The sequence below is a fragment of the Paraburkholderia sp. BL25I1N1 genome (genome assembly GCF_003002025.1).
In the GTDB taxonomy this organism is placed as follows: Bacteria; Pseudomonadota; Gammaproteobacteria; order Burkholderiales; family Burkholderiaceae; genus Paraburkholderia.
This window is the reverse complement of record NZ_PVZB01000012.1, coordinates 69,893-86,517: the sequence shown is the minus strand read 5'-3', so window position 1 is coordinate 86,517 and position 16,625 is coordinate 69,893. Positions and strand designations below refer to the sequence as shown.

Sequence of the window (16,625 nt, the reverse complement as noted above, 5' to 3'; positions counted from 1 at the left end):
ACTCATGTTTGCTTATGTTGGATCGCGTACGACGCGCGAACGCAACGCTCGCGGCGAAGGGATCAGCGTCTATCGTGTCAACACCCAGACTGGCTCGCTGGAACTCGTGCAACTGATGAGGGATCTGGTCAATCCGTCGTTCCTCGCTCTAAGCCGCAACGGCGACCGACTGTATGCCGTACACGGGGATATGAGCGATATCACGGCTTTTGCGGTCGACCGCGAATCAGGCGAACTGTCACTACTGAACACGCAAAGTACGCGAGGAAAAAATCCGGTCCATCTGGCCATCGATCCAACAGGCCGCTACATTGTGGTTTCCAACCATATCGGCGCGAGCCTTGCGGTGCTACCTCTGGCACAGGACGGCACCCTGCTGGAAATCACACAACTCGTGCAGATTGAGGGTCCCGTTGGTCCACACCGCGTTGAACAGAAACAGGCAAAGCCGCACTTCAATCCTTTTGACCCAACCGGCCGCTTCGTGATCGTCCCGGACAAGGGGCTCGATCGGGTATTCAGCTTCGAGTTCAAGGACGGCCGACTCAGTCCTGCGACTCCGGCCTATGTGGAGTCGCGCGAAACTGCAGGGCCGCGCCACATCGCATTTCATCCTGCGGCGAACTATGCGTATTGCGTCAACGAACTTGATTCGACGGTAACGACCTATCGGTATTCGCCAGCAAGTGGCGCGCTCACGCCGCTGCAGATCGTCTCCACACTGCCCGATACCTACACTGGCAACAGCCGCGCATCCGAAATCGAAGTGGATAGTACCGGTCGCTTTGTCTACGCATCGAATCGTGGCTATGACAGCATTGCCATTTTCAGCGTCGATCAGTCAAGCGGGCATCTGACGTTTATTAATGCCCAGCCGACTGCAGGCCGCACTCCGCGTTTCATGACAAGCGCGCCGGACGGCCGCTTCATGTACGCGCTCAACGAAGATAGTGACAGCATTGTTGCTTTCTCTATCGATGGCACGCACGGTCGCCTCGAGCCAACCGGATTTTCCGTGGCGTCGGGCAGTCCAGTCTGTATGGTTTTCTCCCAACCTGAAACCTATCCTCCTTTCCGCGCTCTCGGCATCGAATCATAGCGCGAAGCCTAGCTAGCCAAACGCGGCATCAAACTCCAAGGGGCCCCGCCAGCCGGAGATGAAGCGAGGCAATCCCAAGAGGCCTCCGCAGCGGTCGCCTGAGTGCTGAAAGACCCTAGCATTCAATGCGCATACGTCTGCGAGCTCGGCTACGCTCTCCTCAGCCCTGGTATCGCGAGCTTACCGGGATCGCTGGGGAGGACCGACAAATAGGGCTTTGCTACACTTATCGTCGCATGCGAAAATTCAGCGAAACGCACTATAGACGCTCAGTGAATACCACAGCCTCCGGAAGAGACGATAGTGATCGATACACGAGATGAGCGGCTATTTATCGATGCGACGATTGAACGCGTTGAACAACTCATTGCTAAAGGCATATGGGAGGGAATTGACGTCGCACGTAGCCGTGCCTGGTATCGCCAATTTCAGGATCGCGAATGCGAGCTCCTTGGAGCATGTCTGCTTGATAACCTCGTGTATCGCAGCAAGCAGCAAGTTCTGGCGCTGCTCAAAAGTGCGATGACCTCAAGCGTGCTCCTTGGCACCGAGGCTGCAGACGATCTACAGATCGTCCGTGCACTCCAAGAACGTAAAGATCCGCATACCAGATTGATTCCTATTATAAGCATCGAACAACCGCCGACGAAGAGCGGTACCTATATGCTTCGATTACTGGCGAGATCATTGGGCATCCGGGACAAATGGATGATCTGGCCGGAACTTTTGGATTCGCAACCGTCGTCGGTATCACGGCTCATCATGGTTGACGACTTTTGCGGTACGGGCGATCAGTTCACTTCCTTCATGAGCAGAAAGCCTTTGGTTGACTTCCTGTCCCAGCGGCCAGATTGCCAGATTGTGTATGTCACAGCAGCTGCACACACTGACGGATTGCAGAAAATTCAACACGAATTGCCATCTATTTGCGTTGTGGCAGGCGAAATTCTCACGAAAAGTCACCATTTCTTTGATGGCTCAGTTCTCGACCAGTACAACAGCATCGCACTCAAAACGCAATTGCGCGATCAATACGTTATGGTCTGCAATGCATTTGGCCTAGGAGGCCGAATCGGGAATTATGGTTATCAAGATCAGGCGTTAACCTATGCGTTTGCGCATGGCACTCCAAACAACACTCTGCCCGTTTTCTGGTATGAAACGGACGGATGGACACCTCTTCTCGACAGATAATGAGCCAGTTTGCCACACGCGCATTCGCGAAAAATCGTGCAGAGGAGCTTGGATTTGACCTCTGGGACGAATTTGTAATACCCCTTTTCTTCGACAAATTAGCTCTCAGCGATGTGCGAAAACCTCTTCTTATAGAAGGTGGACGGGGTTGTGGCAAGACGACCCTACTACGCTATCTATCTCATAACACGCAACTCTCGCCGAAACGGCATTTGCCACGAGAAGCCCTTCCAAAGCAAATAGGTCTTTATCTTCGCGCGGATACGCAGTATCTGCGCGCTTTTGCTGGAGATTGGCTCAACGAATCCGAATGGCGGCTAGCATTCGAGCACGCGTTATGCCTCATGGTCATGGGTGAATTGTTTTCAGCGCTAACGTCACTTGCCAGCGGACCTCAGCGAAAAATTGATTTTCCGGGAATAGAACAACTCGATTTGAGCATTTTCCAGGATTTTGATTCGAACGGCGGAGCCAGTTTGAACGATCTGCTAGTCTATGTCCGACGAAGCAAAAATCGCCTTGCAGCATGGCTAAACAATCCAGAGGATGCCAATCGGCCACGATTTCTGCCTCTTAAATCAGTATTAATTAATCTCATCCAGAGCGCGCGGGACCAGCTCGAATTTCTCGCTGATGTTGTTTTTTTTGTATTCATCGACGAATACGAAAATCTCCTGCCGTATCAGATGCGCGTGATTAATACGCTCCTAAAACATTCCGAACCGCCGCTCATTTTTCATATCGCTGTAAAACGTAATGGCATGGCTACTCGAGAAACGCTCGGCACCGAGCAGCTCCAGGAGCCTGCAGACTATCGTACGTTCGACGTTGAGGAGCACCTTAATAAGGACTTTGAACTCTTCGCAGCTGAAGTGTTTTGCTTTCGACTGCTTAAGAGCGGGGCGGATATTGGCGGGGCCAAAATAAATTCATCTGTCCTTTGCGATCCGATGCAAATCACGTATCGGAGAGACAACGAAGAATACAGACGTTCGACCAGGGATCTGGCGCATTCATTCTTACCGACGATGAGTTATTCGCAGATTGCGGAACATATACTCGACGACGCGACGTTGCGCGCTCGCTTGCGGAAAATGATCGAGTCGGCTCTTACGGACCGCTCACGGGATATCACTGCAAATCAGTTCCTGCGCTCCGCGACAGCAATGGCGTCAGTTTGCAGTGCTGCCGTACTCCACCAAGGAAAGCAGCCCAACGCTGTGCTCGATGAGCTGGACGCGTATGAACAAGGCAGGCCGTCAAAATTTTCGCAAGGTGAGTGGATTCATCACTACTTCGTCGGAACGGTCCTGAGTATCTATTTACCTCTTCAGCGGCCATGTCCTCTGTATGCCGGATTCGGAGCATTCCTGAAGCTCTCTCGAGGAAACGTGCGTCACTTCCTCGAACTATGCCATTTATCAATGGTCGAACTCGATCGTGAGCCTAAGCTTGGCGAAAGCATACCCGTCGAGAAACAAGCGATCGCGGCAAGAACCGCTAGTGCAATGTTTGTGAAGGAAACCCAAGGCTCAGGCGATCAAGGTAATCGCCTTTTTCTCGTCGTGAATACGTTAGGCCAGATCTTCAGACTCTCCCAACAACGCCCCTCTCAGAGCGAGCCTGAACGCACTCATTTCTCCATTGATCGCGGCATCCCGACTGGAGAAGCCGCTGACATCATAAAGGAGTGTATCAAGTGGTCAGTGTTGTTCGTTAGCCAGGAGACCAAGGTTAAGGACGCACGCTTTGAGACCGATGAATACGTCCTGAATCCAATATATGCGCCTTATTTCGGCATATCGTTTAATAAAGGAAGAAAGCTTGAACTGTCGCAGCAAGCGGCAACTGATTTGCTGTGTGGAAGTCGGGATCAACTTGACACGTTATTAAGAAATTACAAGAAAGCATGGGCCGTAGTAGAGGCTGACCAGCTTCCTCTCCTATAGGGTGTAGCCGTGCGAATCCTGACCTCAACCGGATCCACTCCGCAATTTGTCACGACGAAACAATGGGACCTGGCATTTCACGGTGGACCGATAGATGCGCGCGGCACGGCCGCTGTCGAATGGGTAAGAGAGAGGGCGTCCCTTGCGCATGTCTGCGACTACGATATACGGAACTCCCGTGGGCTGTTACTGAACGGGATGCGCGCACCCGCGCGGGATATTGCCACGCAATTGGTCAATGCACGTTCGGTACTATTGGAAGCAACGACCTTAGGGCTTGTGGAGCTCTTGAACCTGCTTAGAGCAGCGCAAAGCCACGGACTTGCCGGTGTTGATATCCTTTATCTTGAGCCCAACGAATACCGACGCGAGGTTGTACTTGATGCACCGTGGACGCGCGAGTTCTCTTTGAGCACAAGTCGACGGTTTGAAGGGGTGCCAGGGTTTCTGGCTGATCTTAGCCTCGTACCCGAGCGGCAAGGACGACTTGTAGCATTTCTCGGATACGAGGGCGCCAGGCTTGCGCAGGCTTGCGAACAACTGGATGCTTTAGCATCTTGGCGGAAGTACGCCGTGTTCGGCATTCCTGGATACGCTCCTGGATGGGAAATCAACGCTATGGCTAACAATGTAGCGACGCTTCAGAAAGAAGGATTTGAAAGCGTCCGTTTTTGCGGCGCGGCATCTGTCTCGGGTGCCTACGATCTGCTTGAGGCCATTCATGCGGAGGGGGTCACGGACGACGCCACAACCGTGGTCGCTCCGTTAGGTACCAAACCACACGGCATTGCGACGGCGCTATTTCTGATAGCGCATTCGCGCTTTCAGGCGTCTTCACTCATTTATGATCACCCCGCTCGCTCACCGAATCGCTCCACCGAGATCCGTAAATGGCACCTGTATAGGGTACGATTCAACGCGCCTTAATTCTCAGCCATTGCACTTCCCCTGCATTGCGAACAGAGGCATCTGTAGGAGCTCGCGTTTCGTCAACACTGTTGCGCACACACCTTTTGAAATACTCGCAAGCCAGTTTGAAAAATTGGGGTGGAGCAGAGATGCCTTGATGGCGCGATAGAAACCTTTCGGGGCACGGATGCGTAGCACATGATCGCTGATCGGTGCCGACCCCGCTGCCACTTCAATCGGCTCCCACCGCACGCGCGTGCCCGTCCTTGCAATAAGAAAATCTTTCGCTTCTGCCATAACGTCTACGTCGTTCGACTCCATCGTCTCCAGATGTAAATCGGGCAATCTGATACGGCGTCCTTCGAGTCTGCAAAGGTCAGTCGTATGGAGGACAATTTGGCTGTCCTTCAAGGCTTCAGCTTTGGATCTTCGCCCACGAGAGATATCCGCGCCCACTTCGCCAAGGGTTGGCGCCTTCATCTGGTGCAGATGGGCACCAGCCCAGTACCTGGCATCGAGCCTTTGATCGCGTGAAATACGACCTCGATAGACAACCGCAAACTCGTCCTCACTCACCGTGTATCGACTGATTTCAACTTCGCGTGTCGGACGACATGCAGTATCGATAATGAGCAAGATGGTTGTTGCCTCCGTATCCCGGTAACCCCCGTCCTGAATTTCGATCGCCTTTAGAACACGATAATGTTCGAGAAGTGCGGCCCGATAAGGTGCGTATTGGATTCCAGCGGCGAAGGCGGACGGCAGAATCATTGCGACCACCCCTTTTCGGCGGCGCGCTTCGATCAACGCACGCGAAAAAAAGGTCATCTCTATCCTTCGAAGCCCGTGTTTAGAAGAGACACCCGGAAACGCCTTTCGCTGAAGCCGTAGGTCAATATCCCGAGATTCGACCGCAAAGTATGGGGGGTTACCGATCAATACGGTACGGCCGGCCGTCGCATTAAGACGAGAAGGTAAGCGGGCAGTCAACCCGTCGCCCTGTCCTGCGCAACCCGGTCCCAGCAACCGCGCAGCCCTCGTAACTCGTTCCCGGTCACAGTCGACGCCATAGAGCTCAATCTTCTTCCATCTCCCGCGGAGCGCGTGAAGCAGAGCGCCGTCGCCGACGGCCAGATCAATCGCCACAGTCACGCCACGCGGTAATTGTTGGCACAGCATGTTGGCGATCGTCACCGGCGTCATGTGTTGACCCAACTCATTCTTGTAGTTCAGTCGACGCGTCATATTAGATCTTCGTTGTTAAAGCGTCCGCGCCAATGCAAAGCACGGAACCGCTGCCCGACATCGGCGAATAGCTGAGACAGACAAGCGAAGGCCGTCTGACTCAGACGCACGAGGATTATAAGCCGGGCTGCCCCCATCGTTCACCCTTTCATAATGCTCCTATAAACGGCCCGCGGTGTCGGTGCAATGAGACAGACAGTGTCGCCCGGGTCCTCAACTAACGCAGCGAGAGATTTCCACAATGCGTTGGCTCCTGAATCGCCCGTTGAGCATGGTGATCCATAGCGCCTACCCGTCGATGAACCAGACCGAGCGCGACGCGGTGTCCGTCAACGAACGGGCGATCTGCACGATCGGCGAGCTGTTCAACGGACGCAGCAAGGGCGCGGGTTGCGATCTGCATCCGGCACTGTATGGGGCCTGCTGAACGCGGTGACGGAATACCTCGATCACCGGCGCGATGCTGCGTGGTTCGGCCGGAGTGCAGTCATAAAGCAGAAGGCGTGGGATGAAGCGCTCAGGCTGGTCGTGTAGCGCCCACTCTCGAGTCCTCTCCCGTATTTACTCCCCGTATTTGCTCACCGCAATCACTGCTGGCCCGGTCAGGTTCGCCTGCCTAGCATTTTTTCGTTTCTGGAGGTCGCATGAAAGCTCCCGAAACGGGCGCGGGCTCGCAGAGTCCCGCACCCAGACTGGTCCATTTGAGCACTTTGATGCAGCTAGCCTATGAGGGCAGTCCGGCTGCAGAAACCGATTAGACCCGAAAGTGTCAGCGCTCCAGCCGTGTTTCGCCACCAACGTCCGTCGGGTGCCAGCGGGGAGATCTAGAACATGCTGCACCTCGTAGCGTTCCACTTCGCTCGCCAGCGCCGGCAGTTGGTCGTCCACCGGCGTGCCGGGCGCCGGGCGCCGGGGCAGGTCGAACCAGTTCGAGGAGCGTCTGCCGGGCTTTACGATATTCCAGGCCATTCTGGATGAGTTGTACGGTCACGGTGGTTCGCCCCCCGGAAAATTGCTGCCAGTGGACCGGCCAGCGGGCCGTCTGCTGTTCATTATCACCTCGTCTGGGCGAGGTTCGCACGATCGAGTTCATCGAGTCGGGCAGCGCGCAGCAACTCAGCCAGTTCAACGACCCGCAAAGCGAAATCCGCGTCGTAACCGGTCATAGCTCACCTGCAATTTTTTGCGGCCGCGAAAATGTCCACGGGCAATGACTTCTCTTACCGAACAGAGAACGTGTTGCCGTAAGAGCTCGCGTCGGCCCGGCCAGTCGCCGATTCACCAGGTCACCTCGGGATCGCTCAGAAATTCTTCTCTTGCGACCTTGATCACGCGAATCGGGGCGTTCGCAAATACGTCCGCCGGCGTCTGCCCATCGAGCAGTGCATGCGACGAATAGAGCCAGAAAGCGCGTCGCCAGCCTCCGCGATCGTCCTTGTTCGCTGGCAGGACGGCGAGGAGTTCAGCAACGTCCTTCCGGAGGGCGCCCGAGCGATTGAACTGGAAGTCCGGATAGATGAACCGATGCTGGGGCGCAGACCAGACGCCGAGCAGAGCGCCTGTCGCTCGCGCCTGGATTGCGTACGCCGTATCCCCCCGTTCGGGCGAAAGGCCTGCCAGGTCGGCAACATGACGAGCGTCGGGCCACCCTTTTCCAAGCAGTTCGTCGCGGAACCCGATCGCCACCGTCGTGGCCGGGTCACGCTCAGGATGGTCTGTCATGGAGCAATTCCGAAGGATCTTGACTTTCAGATCCCCAGCCGGGGACCGCGGCCTTGTTGGCGAATGACAAAAGTTTCAGCCTTGTTTCCGGGCCAGCGCGGCTGATCTTCGCGCGCCCACCAATCTCCTTCTACCCCAGACAACGGTAGCCGACCTGGCAGCTCCAACAAGTCGCTCTCCCCTTGCACGTTCCGATCTGCCACGTAGACATGCACCTCGCGCGGCTGCTCATTGAATGAGACGAAAACAAGCGGCATATCATCTACCCGAAGATACATCGCATCGCTATCCCGGTCGTGGAAAATAAGGTTGGCGCCCTTCTTTCCTACCTTTTCTGCGACGACGTTCGCAATTGCTTTTAACGATACTCGCAGAACAACAGCAGGTGCCATTTCGCCGGGCGCGGCGAGTTCCTCAGGACGAATCAGCCTATATGGATGGGCCATGGCGCAACTCCCACCACGTCAAGTGGAACGATGACAACAATCATCGCCTGACGGCAAGGTAACAGCAGCCATACCGAGGGTGCCGTCAGGTCAGAACAGACACGCTCACTTATGGTAAGCGTTCGATCGAACCGCTCACGCAACTGTCTGTAGCGATCCCCAAAGCCCGCAAATCAGGTTGACGCTCAAACGATCATACGAGCCCATCGCGGGAATTTCCAAGTGTGCCTCGGGACACGATCACCGCTGCCATCACACCACGGTCTGCTCAGACGCGCAACTGCTGAGCCCAACTCATGCCTTCATCTTCTGCGAGAAATTTCAGCCCCCATACTACGTCTCTTCGGAGACAGCAATCGACCAGCTCCTGCAGGATGTTCAGCCGAATATTCCTCAGGCTCCCAATGAGAGCTCTCACGTCTTCTATCAAGACCAAATCCAGCGAGACACTCACGTATTCGAGAATTGCGCGTTCCGGAACCGAAACAAGCACTTGTGGATGGCGCCACGCAAGCGGCTTCAATCCGTAGCTTTCGTCCATCCGCGTATCGAACAGAGGGTGGGAATGGTAGAAACACACAAGTCGCTCCACCGCCCAGGAAGGAATGCTGCAATATCCGCGCCCCCACAAATCAATCCGGTCGCGAAAGCGCAGATGATGCATCATCCGGTGCCATTCCAGCGCTGTCCTTCCTCCCACGTGGAGATTCGAAGTGTATGCCTGCAAATAAGCAATCGTTCCATCGATGTCTGGCTGGTCTCCACGTAGCAGATAAGCGTCCTCGGACAGCTGTCGCAGCCACCCTTGTTTTACGAGTTCGCCAACCTGCCGTGCGTCAATTTCAAGCTCCGCGAAGTAGCGCAAGCCCAGCGGCTGCGACCGCGGCGCGAAGTCCATCAGGAACTGCACGATTTCTGTTGCGTTCAGCATGTCGGATCCTCTGTTGGTTACCCTTGATGCCACGCGATGCACTAACTGGTGCCTGGCCATCCCCGAACAGTGCGTCCCGCTGCCAAGGCGTCATCGAACGGGTGATCGTACTCGTACGTGAGCAACAGCAACTCTTCCGCCCACGAAGGAAATTCGAAGGGCACGGCGCCCCACAGGTTGATCCGGGGGCGTGCGTACAGGTAATGGCGTATGCCGCGCATGTCCAGTGCGGCCTTGCCGCTCACATGAAGCCCGGGGATGCGTCGGGCAAAAAAGGCAACTGTGCCCTCTAGCGCCGGCAAATCACCTCAGAGGAGATAGGCGTCGTCAGAAAGTCGCCGCAGCCACCCGCCGGTTACGAGATGTGATGCTTCGACCGACGTCACGCCGTATTCGGCGAGGAAGCCAAGATCGAGCGGCTCGCCGCGTGGAGCGAAATCCATGAGAAACTGGACCAGCCGGGTGATGTCCTCCATATCAGATTTGATTATCTCGCGACCACTATCGGGTCGTCGTAATCCTGTGCGTCCAGGCTGAGCGCAAGCCGCAATGGGGCATCGTTGGGAAGGTGATGCTGCAGCCGGGAGCAGGGATGCAGATCGCCCTCTTGCGTCCTGTACCAGTAGTCACACATCGACGCATTGATTCGCTGCTGGGTCAGCAAGCCTGTCACGCGTTGCATTCGCGCAGCCGGACGACCTTCGGCGGGTGCCTCCATAACGTACACAGAGAAGCTATCTGGCGTCAGTTGACTGGCGGTATCGAGAAGCGCCGCCGGGTCGACAACCAGCAACCCGTCGGGCAGTGCGCCGGTCCGGTCCGACACGGATTCGGGGAAAACCCAGAAACAGATCGTGTCGTCCGTCCATCCCACGCACCGCCACGGCTGGAACGGCTTCGCGATGGCGCGCCCGACGGCACTCGACTCGGCCCAGTTTGCATCTGTGAACAACATATATCTTCCTTACGATGACACGGGAGGCAGAAACAACGATAAAGCAACAATTTATGTTGCCTACCAATATAACTCGATGTTATCAGATCAGCACATTGAAGAGACCATTCCATGTTGAATGACAACATGAAATGGTGACTTTTGACTGCCGTGAACGAGCAGAAGACCGCGAAGCATCTGGGGCGCGCGTTGGCAGCGGCCCGAGCCGATGCAGAACTGACGCAGGAGCAGGTGGCCGAGCATCTTGGTGTTTTTGTCGAGACCGTAAGCCGCTTTGAGCGCGGCGCGCATTGGCCGACCATCCCGCGTCTACTGGAGCTAGCGGACCTCTACAGAATTCCGGTCTCGACGTTGCTCAGGCGCGCGTCCGACCGGCCAACAGATGTCAGCCTAGAGATCGCTGAGCAGCTCGAGCGGCTCAGCAGCGACGATCGCGCGTGGGTGGGGACGCTGGTCAAGGATCTGTGCAGCCGGTTGCCAGCCGCACACGAACACAGAGCGAGCAACAAAGGCCCTGCACGTCGGTAGCGCGACTTTAGTCGTTCACTCCGCAGTGCGCGACCGATGAGGTCTTCCAGTATCGCGACAGGATGCGCGCAACCCCCAGCGTCATGCGCTGGCTATCGATGTCCGTGACCCTTCAGTGCCACCACTTCGCTGGGACGCAACCCGGTACCGTAGGCGACCGAAAGGGCCGTCTGGTGCTTGAGGTTGCACGTCTTGCAATGAGCCCTCGCACTTCATCGGGGCTGAGCACGACCGGTAACGTACGGGCCACGCGCACGGGCTGCATCCGGGCCATCAGTTCGGGCTCGTGGAGCGTGTTCTCGAAGAAGAACTTCGAGCCAGTGATCGCAGCATTGAGCGAAACCGGCGACGTGCCATGATCGACCAGATGCAGCTGGTAGGTTCGCAGGTCCTCGACGGTGGCGGTATCAGGCGAGCGCCCTAGGTATCGGGTGAACTCACGCACGATGCGCAGATATACGCGGGATATCTCGCGGCGCTTCAGCGAATACCGCGTCTATCTGACCGGCACCGGCATTACAAACGATATCAGTCAGCGGCCGCTGGCGGAATACGCGATACCGGACCCGACCGTGCCGCGCTTCCGCCCCAAGGCAATCATCGCGGAGACGGGCGCCGCGGGCGCGACGGTCTCCAACGCTCACGCGCAATGGGAATGTAGCGGCGCGGTCGAGCTTATGCAGATGCCCCTACCCGCAGCCTCGTCGCTAGTTGCAAGAGTTAGCTTTCGGCCACAAGTGGCGTTCGCTCGACTGATCGAAGAGGATCAACGGGTTAGGAGCTGGGACCGCGCTTGTCCAATCTACGCGACGGGCTGCGTGACTGCTTCATTTTCTGCAGCGGCGGGGTCGCACCGGGAAAACCCGATGTGCACGCGGCTGCGCATTCCGCACGGATTAGTGAGGCGGATTTTGGTCCGTCTGGATGCGGACTATGATCTCGGCTCTACGACGCAGCCAACACCGATTGTTTGCTCGGACGGCATCGATACGCATTGAAACGCGCCGCCACGATTGAATGAGGAAACCGACTGCCCGACGGACGGGTCGTCACCACCCCCCATGAGGCCGAGGGTCGCGAGGAAATCCGTATTAGCTTTCGCGTCAATGCCAAGGTTCAGCATGCTGTTGACTACGGCCGCCGCACCAACGAACCCCACAAGGTTGGCCGGATCAGATCGATCGCCCACGACCGCTATCTTCGTCACGTTGCCCCGTGCTATTGGTGGAGTGCTGAATACCAAGCCTCCGTTGAAATCGCCCATTCGCCAAATCCAGTTTTTTTCATTTCGGCTATCCTGCGCTGGAACTGCTCGTCACTAAGCGTCATCGCCGTCCCATCCTTCGTTTTGCTCATCCGCTTGATGGTGTCACCGCCGTCAGCCTTCGCAAGTTCGTCGTACCGCTTTCGAAACGCATTCGGGCTAAGGTTGGCCCACGCGTCAACTGACGTAGCTTGGGCACCGACATCTACAACCGCTGTGGGGTTGGGATTGGACACGGGCGATGCCGCCGCTACGTCCGATTGCACGCCTGGCGACTCGGCCGTCGTTTGGTCAGATTTGCCGCACGCACTCAGTGCAGCGACCGCCGCAAAGATCAATATAAATGCCCTCACGATTCCTCGCGATTTGGTTGTGTTATCGCGCTACTGTTGCATTTGCCCTGAGAGTGGCTCGCAGACGACTGGACTCTCCTGGCCGTAACTGAAGCCGTCACACAGCGTCCTGACGTTTGAACGGAAATTCGAGAGGCATCGAGCGCTCTGCACGACAGGCACACGTTTTTGTATCATGGAGCCCAGCCGAAAAATATGCCTACGTGTTAAGTATCGGTAATGTCGTTCTTCGGTCAGAGCCGGGCGGGTTCGTGAGTGATGCGCTGTCGCTTCGACGCTTCATCATGCTGGTTGAGGGATCGCAAGGCATCCGTGACAGGTTCGCCAGAAATACATCCTTCAGGCTTGCCCGATTCTTGAGTAGATCACTATGAAAAAACAGAAAAACCGAATTCTTCAAACACTCACGCTGAACCAGCTACTCGCGTCCGATGACCAGTCCATGCACGCGCTCACTGCCAAAGTTCAAGGCGCCAGCGAGCACGAAAGGCGGGAGCTTGACGCCGACAGACTGGCCCGCCGGGAGATGTGGACTGAGGCGATCGACGCCTACGGCAGTTTGAAAAATCCCTCCTGGCGAACCCGGGAGAAGCTTGCCTGGTGCCTGTTCCAGCAGGGGGAACTGCCTCGCGCCATCGCGGAGTTTTCGTCGGGACCGCCGAGACAGTCGGCGATTGCGAACTGTGTTCACATCTATTGCCTGCTGGATGGCCGGCAATGGGTATCCGAGGAACTCAGGCCTCGGGTCAGGCAGCTCATGGTAGCGGCGCTTTCTGAAGGTGAGGATGCCCCCATTGCTGCCTTCGTCATCCTGAACATGCTATATGGCGAAACGAACGAGGACGCTCAGGACCGGCAGGTCTGGATTACGCGCGCGCTTGCTGCTCATCCGCGAGCACTCCCGGTGCTTGAGGCGTATTCACGGCTTGCGCTCGCCTGCCCGGCTGTCGCTTCCGCAGAGATCATCAGCCTGCTGGACGATGTGATCACCCCCGACACGGATCCCCCCTTCGTCTGGCTTGCATACAGGCTGGCGCTGCGGCTGCGGAGCCATTCAGCGGATAAATGGCTCGGCTTTCTCCAGCGAAGGACCGACGCGCTCAACAACGGCTGGCTGACGCTGGCCGTTGCCCAGGAACAGGCCGTTCTGCAGAACTGGCAGGCTGCCGACGATCTGTATCTGGACGTGGCGCGCGGCCCGCAGGTGCGTGCGTCAGTAGCGGATTGGACACTCATCGCGTTCGCTGCCCGGGGGCGCCTCTCGCTCGCGCTTGGCCAGGGCGACCAGGCCGCCGTCAGACAGCGCGCTATCGAATTCGCCACGAGCATGCGACAGTTGCCCGTCGAGTGGCGCTACCCTGGCAGTGAAGTGATGTCGGGAGCAGCACAGCCGTTTTCTATCGACGGAGCGTGGCTAAGCTACGAAAGCCGTTTCGACTTGCTCTCCTATCGCGATCGCATGCTCGATGCGACCGACGAGGACAATAGTCGTGGGTTTCTAAGACTCCTGTGGGCGCAATGTGAGCGCGACGAGGATGGAAATTTCACGACGTCCGCTTTGGAACAGGTGGATCTCGCCGGGCAGGAACTGGACGACCCGATTCTTTGCGAAGCCCGGTTCGAGGTCGCAGTACAACGTGGAAACTGGGTGCAGGCAGGTGAGACGTTGACCCGTTTCGAGATGTTCAGACTGCCCAACGAGGCATTACTGGGTGAATTGGGTCACGCGGAGATTCTTGATGGCGCAAACAAGACGACGGTGCGCAATTTCGTCAAGGGATTCCGGGCTGCCGTGCAAGGTGTGGTTGACGACGCGAAATTGCGGGCTGCACACGGGCTCTATGAGCAGGTGTTGCGTCCGGCGTTGCTGCGCCACAAACTGTATGCCGAGATGCTGGAGCTGCTCGACGAGATAACAACCCGGGCGGATATCGACACGCATTTCGATCGCGGGCTCGCTAACGATTACCTCGGGCGTCACGATCTGGCGCGGCTGGCATACTGGCGCTCGGCCCCGAATCTGTCGGCGGGAGCGATCAGTAACCTGCTGCGCCTCGCGTCAATCCAGCGCGACGGGGCGGAGATGGAGCGGCTCGAGCAGTTGGTCAGCCAACGATGCGCTTCGCTCGAAGGTAAAGCACTGGAAGCGTTCGAGGCACTCGCGCGCGAGATCTCGGCGAGCCGTCTGAAGCTCGCCAACGATCCAGCGGTGATTAAAAAATCGAAGATCGCGACCGAGCTCGCGCAGTATCCTGACTCCGTGCTCGTATCCGGCATCACCGATCTCTCGTTTGGCGAGGCGGCCATGCTAATCAGCCTGTTCCGTCTGTGTGGAGGCCTTGACCAGGATCTCGTCCTTGAGCCCTTCGCTTCGTCTGAAACACCTCTTGTGCCGGTGCCCCACGACAGTCAGGACGTGTTTGGTCTGATGGCCATGGGACTGATAGCGGTGTCCCCCGAGACGCCGGACGTTGCGTTTGTAACACACGACGATGCGGTGGCCTACCTGTTCAATCAAGTGCGATGGGCGGTCAGGCCGGAAACCCTCTCGATTGTGACCGATATTGAACAGGCGGCGGCCAGTGGCAAGTGGCCGGATCACTGGTTCGCCCAGGCGCCTGATGTGGTGCTTTCCTTTGGAGTCGACGAATGCCTCGAATATCTTATGCACTGCGCCGAGGAACGTGGCATGCAGGCGCCACAGGGCGAGAAAACGAGGTTTACCATCGCTAACGTACTGCGCAGCCATTCGGTGTCTCAGGCCTATTCGCTGATCTGGACGGCCGCAGCCCAGGCGGTCGACTACCTCGTCAGAAGCAAAGTGCCCAAGGCGCAGGCAGCCAACTCCATCGTCGGTCGGATCCAGACACGCTCAGATCGAGCCGTAGCGGAAGGATGGGCTGTGAAACGGTTTTCGCGGTCCCCCAAATACCCCCGCACCCAGATGAGTCACACGCTGTTCGATTTTTTCCTCAGGATTGGGGACCGCGGATTTCACGAGTCTCTGGCCGAAATCATCCTGCCCAATGGCAGTTCATTACTTCCTCCTGCCGATGCTGGCGGGTCGTGGCTTTCCGAGTAACGAGCGGCCGCTTCACATCGTGCCCGGCGGCGGCGCCGGCACGCGCGGTGAGCTGATCGAGTGACGTCCTCCCGCCGAGCGTCGGCTGTAATCTCCCGGTCGCCAGCCGAGCCGCGGGAAAGATGACATGACTCGCGCGGCAAGCCCTCCACGTGGGTTGCCGGGTGTGTTTCAGCCTTGCGCTCGCCTGTCCGCGCCCACTTGCCGACCTGTTCGAGCGCCAGGAGGCGGTTCAGTTCATGGGCGACGACAATGACTACGTCCGGTGTAGCGACATTCATCTTGGCCGGTAGTGAGGAGTCGGAGGCGGCGTAGCCGCCGGAGACGACGAACTGCCGGCGGCGCCGGATCGGCGAGGCTTAGGATGGCTGACTGAACCTAAAAAGAGGCGGTCAGCCCATGCCTGGAAGCCGCATCACCGACCAGCAGGTCCGCCTCTACATGAACCATCACAAACACCATCGGCGGAACCTCGCTGCGGCGAAGTCAGGCATGAGCGAGCGCACGGCGCGACGTGTCGAGCACGAAGCCGGACTGCCGTCACAGCAGCCCCGGCGCTACTGGCGCTCGCGCCCTGATCCGTTCACCGATGTCTGGGAGAGCGAAGTGTTCCCATTGCTACGCGCTGCGCCAAAGCTGAAGGCGATCACCCTGCTGCGCAAATTGCAGGAGGACCATCCTGAGCGCTTTCCGGACAGCATGCGGCGCACGTTTAAGCGTCATGTCAGCCAGTGGCGCGCGCTCGAAGGGCCGAACCAGGAAGTGTTCTTCCCTCAAACTTATCAACCGGGCGAGACCTGTCGGACTTCAAGCATATGGACATGTTGTGCGTAACGGTTGGTGGCATCCCGTTCAACCACCTGCTGTACCACTTCGTGCCGAAGTCGGCTCATTGCGTCCACCCGACTCGAGATCACGGATATCGCGGATAGCCCACTCAGTGGGAAG

16 protein-coding genes and 3 pseudogenes are annotated in these 16,625 nt (G+C 57.3%); 9 read left to right on the top strand and 10 right to left on the bottom strand.

Going from position 1 to position 16,625, the window contains the following annotated elements; all coding sequences use genetic code 11:
• Positions 1-4 precede the first annotated feature (4 nt).
• From B0G73_RS19025 to B0G73_RS40065, 4 genes are all read left to right on the top strand, one after another.
• On the top strand, positions 5-1,099 hold the full coding sequence (locus tag B0G73_RS19025) for a lactonase family protein (protein WP_106282857.1): 1,095 nt from the start codon (positions 5-7) through the stop codon (positions 1,097-1,099).
• Positions 1,100-1,402: 303 nt separating this feature from the next.
• Positions 1,403-2,293 (top strand): hypothetical protein, encoded by an 891-nt coding sequence (locus B0G73_RS19020; RefSeq protein WP_106282856.1) that lies wholly within the window; start codon positions 1,403-1,405, stop codon positions 2,291-2,293.
• Positions 2,293-4,242, top strand: coding sequence for a hypothetical protein (locus tag B0G73_RS19015; RefSeq protein WP_106282855.1), 1,950 nt, complete (start codon positions 2,293-2,295; stop codon positions 4,240-4,242). The genes B0G73_RS19020 and B0G73_RS19015 overlap by 1 nt, the downstream gene beginning before the upstream one ends.
• 9 nt (positions 4,243-4,251) lie before the next feature.
• Positions 4,252-5,169: a hypothetical protein gene (locus B0G73_RS40065; protein WP_146144200.1), complete on the top strand. Its 918-nt coding sequence runs from the start codon at positions 4,252-4,254 to the stop codon at positions 5,167-5,169.
• A gap of 3 nt (positions 5,170-5,172) precedes the next feature.
• On the opposite strand, the gene B0G73_RS19005 is transcribed toward B0G73_RS40065, so the two are convergent.
• Positions 5,173-6,396 (bottom strand): Eco57I restriction-modification methylase domain-containing protein, encoded by a 1,224-nt coding sequence (locus tag B0G73_RS19005; RefSeq protein WP_106282853.1) that lies wholly within the window; start codon positions 6,394-6,396, stop codon positions 5,173-5,175.
• A gap of 289 nt (positions 6,397-6,685) precedes the next feature.
• Here B0G73_RS19005 and B0G73_RS19000 point away from each other — a divergent pair.
• Positions 6,686-6,930: pseudogene (locus tag B0G73_RS19000) on the top strand (DUF932 domain-containing protein); the annotation flags it as partial.
• Between the two features lie 521 nt (positions 6,931-7,451).
• Here the strand turns inward: B0G73_RS19000 and B0G73_RS40930 are convergent.
• From B0G73_RS40930 to B0G73_RS18975, 7 genes are all read right to left on the bottom strand, one after another.
• Positions 7,452-7,562 (bottom strand): DUF29 domain-containing protein, encoded by a 111-nt coding sequence (locus B0G73_RS40930; protein ID WP_146144199.1) that lies wholly within the window; start codon positions 7,560-7,562, stop codon positions 7,452-7,454.
• Positions 7,563-7,674: 112 nt separating this feature from the next.
• Complete coding sequence (locus tag B0G73_RS18995) at positions 7,675-8,118, bottom strand: hypothetical protein (RefSeq protein WP_106282852.1); 444 nt, start codon at positions 8,116-8,118, stop codon at positions 7,675-7,677.
• Positions 8,119-8,144: 26 nt separating this feature from the next.
• Positions 8,145-8,564, bottom strand: a complete 420-nt coding sequence (locus B0G73_RS18990; RefSeq protein WP_106282851.1) for a hypothetical protein — start codon at positions 8,562-8,564, stop codon at positions 8,145-8,147.
• A 268-nt stretch (positions 8,565-8,832) separates the two neighbouring features.
• Positions 8,833-9,495: a type IV toxin-antitoxin system AbiEi family antitoxin domain-containing protein gene (locus B0G73_RS18985; protein WP_106282850.1), complete on the bottom strand. Its 663-nt coding sequence runs from the start codon at positions 9,493-9,495 to the stop codon at positions 8,833-8,835.
• Positions 9,496-9,536: 41 nt separating this feature from the next.
• The gene (locus B0G73_RS41905) at positions 9,537-9,797 is read right to left on the bottom strand and encodes an AbiEi antitoxin N-terminal domain-containing protein (protein WP_106282849.1); all 261 of its coding nucleotides are present in this window, start codon (positions 9,795-9,797) and stop codon (positions 9,537-9,539) included.
• A 6-nt stretch (positions 9,798-9,803) separates the two neighbouring features.
• Positions 9,804-9,971, bottom strand: coding sequence for a hypothetical protein (locus tag B0G73_RS40545; RefSeq protein ID WP_181196586.1), 168 nt, complete (start codon positions 9,969-9,971; stop codon positions 9,804-9,806).
• A gap of 11 nt (positions 9,972-9,982) precedes the next feature.
• On the bottom strand, positions 9,983-10,450 hold the full coding sequence (locus tag B0G73_RS18975; protein WP_106282848.1) for a hypothetical protein: 468 nt from the start codon (positions 10,448-10,450) through the stop codon (positions 9,983-9,985).
• 150 nt (positions 10,451-10,600) lie between these two features.
• Here B0G73_RS18975 and B0G73_RS18970 point away from each other — a divergent pair, with 150 nt between their 5' ends.
• The gene (locus B0G73_RS18970) at positions 10,601-10,978 is read left to right on the top strand and encodes a helix-turn-helix domain-containing protein (RefSeq protein WP_181196585.1); all 378 of its coding nucleotides are present in this window, start codon (positions 10,601-10,603) and stop codon (positions 10,976-10,978) included.
• A 70-nt stretch (positions 10,979-11,048) separates the two neighbouring features.
• On the opposite strand, the pseudogene B0G73_RS18965 reads toward B0G73_RS18970, so the two are convergent.
• Positions 11,049-11,435: pseudogene (locus B0G73_RS18965) on the bottom strand (tyrosine-type recombinase/integrase); the annotation flags it as partial.
• Between B0G73_RS18965 and B0G73_RS18960 the strand changes: the two are divergent.
• Positions 11,425-11,976 carry a hypothetical protein gene (locus tag B0G73_RS18960; RefSeq protein ID WP_106282846.1) on the top strand — a complete coding sequence of 184 codons (552 nt, stop codon included), beginning with the start codon at positions 11,425-11,427 and terminating at the stop codon, positions 11,974-11,976. The pseudogene B0G73_RS18965 and the gene B0G73_RS18960 overlap by 11 nt on opposite strands.
• Positions 11,977-12,196: 220 nt before the next feature.
• Here the strand turns inward: B0G73_RS18960 and B0G73_RS18955 are convergent, their stop codons facing one another.
• The gene (locus tag B0G73_RS18955; protein WP_146144198.1) at positions 12,197-12,478 is read right to left on the bottom strand and encodes a hypothetical protein; all 282 of its coding nucleotides are present in this window, start codon (positions 12,476-12,478) and stop codon (positions 12,197-12,199) included.
• A 487-nt stretch (positions 12,479-12,965) separates the two neighbouring features.
• Between B0G73_RS18955 and B0G73_RS18950 the strand changes: the two genes are divergently transcribed.
• The gene (locus tag B0G73_RS18950) at positions 12,966-15,677 is read left to right on the top strand and encodes a lipopolysaccharide assembly protein LapB (RefSeq protein ID WP_106282844.1); all 2,712 of its coding nucleotides are present in this window, start codon (positions 12,966-12,968) and stop codon (positions 15,675-15,677) included.
• 399 nt (positions 15,678-16,076) lie between these two features.
• Positions 16,077-16,555, top strand: a pseudogene (locus tag B0G73_RS18945) (IS21 family transposase); the annotation flags it as partial.
• Between the last annotated feature and the right edge of the window lie 70 nt (positions 16,556-16,625).

Bases quoted from the DNA above. Each gene is read 5' to 3' on its own strand.
- B0G73_RS19005 (WP_106282853.1), bottom strand. From the start codon at position 6,396: ATGACGCGTCGACTGAACTACAAGAATGAGTTGGGTCAACACATGACG.
- B0G73_RS18985 (WP_106282850.1), bottom strand. From the start codon at position 9,495: ATGCTGAACGCAACAGAAATCGTGCAGTTCCTGATGGACTTCGCGCCG.
- B0G73_RS18950 (WP_106282844.1), top strand. From the start codon at position 12,966: ATGAAAAAACAGAAAAACCGAATTCTTCAAACACTCACGCTGAACCAG.
- B0G73_RS19025 (WP_106282857.1), top strand. From the start codon at position 5: ATGTTTGCTTATGTTGGATCGCGTACGACGCGCGAACGCAACGCTCGC.
- B0G73_RS18995 (WP_106282852.1), bottom strand. From the start codon at position 8,118: ATGACAGACCATCCTGAGCGTGACCCGGCCACGACGGTGGCGATCGGG.
- B0G73_RS18960 (WP_106282846.1), top strand. From the start codon at position 11,425: ATGCGCAGATATACGCGGGATATCTCGCGGCGCTTCAGCGAATACCGC.
- B0G73_RS40545 (WP_181196586.1), bottom strand. From the start codon at position 9,971: ATGGAGGACATCACCCGGCTGGTCCAGTTTCTCATGGATTTCGCTCCA.
- B0G73_RS19015 (WP_106282855.1), top strand. From the start codon at position 2,293: ATGAGCCAGTTTGCCACACGCGCATTCGCGAAAAATCGTGCAGAGGAG.
- B0G73_RS40930 (WP_146144199.1), bottom strand. From the start codon at position 7,562: ATGACCGGTTACGACGCGGATTTCGCTTTGCGGGTCGTTGAACTGGCT.
- B0G73_RS18990 (WP_106282851.1), bottom strand. From the start codon at position 8,564: ATGGCCCATCCATATAGGCTGATTCGTCCTGAGGAACTCGCCGCGCCC.
- B0G73_RS18975 (WP_106282848.1), bottom strand. From the start codon at position 10,450: ATGTTGTTCACAGATGCAAACTGGGCCGAGTCGAGTGCCGTCGGGCGC.